This window comes from Streptomyces sp. WM6386 (assembly GCF_000972385.1).
In the GTDB taxonomy this organism is placed as follows: Bacteria; Actinomycetota; Actinomycetes; order Streptomycetales; family Streptomycetaceae; genus Streptomyces.
Window position 1 is genome coordinate 1 of record NZ_JXTE01000461.1, and the last position, 481, is coordinate 481.

Annotated in this window: 1 protein-coding gene; it reads left to right on the top strand. The window is 68.8% G+C overall.

The window, feature by feature from the left end; genetic code table 11:
- Positions 1–119: 119 nt before the first annotated feature.
- On the top strand, positions 120–481 hold a 362-nt coding region (locus TN53_RS42250), incomplete at its 3' end, for an alanine--tRNA ligase-related protein (protein WP_046264217.1).

The following is a 481-nucleotide window of genomic DNA, read 5'->3' on the forward strand; positions in this document are numbered from 1 at the left end:
GCTCCCCGCCCTTCACCCCCCCCCCCCCCGCCGCCCGAAAAGGACCCCCCGGGGCAGTGCGCCTCTTTTTCTGTGTCCCCGCGGTTTTTTCCGGTCCCCCACCCGAAAGGAACACCGCCATGAACACGGACCGGATCCTGCGCACCTTCACGGACTTCTACGTCGAGCGCGGACACCACCTCATCACCGGCAGCACCCTGCTGCCGCCGCCCTCGGACCCGGTGCTGTTCACCACGTCCGGGATGCACCCCCTCACCCCGTACCTGGAAGGCCGCCCGCACCCTCAGGGCCGGCGCCTGGTCAACGTCCAGCGCTGTCTGCGCACCACCGACCTCGACGAGGTCGGCGACTCCACGCATCTGACGGTCTTCGAGATGCTGGGCTCCTGGTCGCTCGGCGACTACGGCCATTCGCAGAGCCTGCGCTGGGGACACGAGCTGCTGCACGACGGATTCGGCATCCCGGACGGGCAGTTGTACGT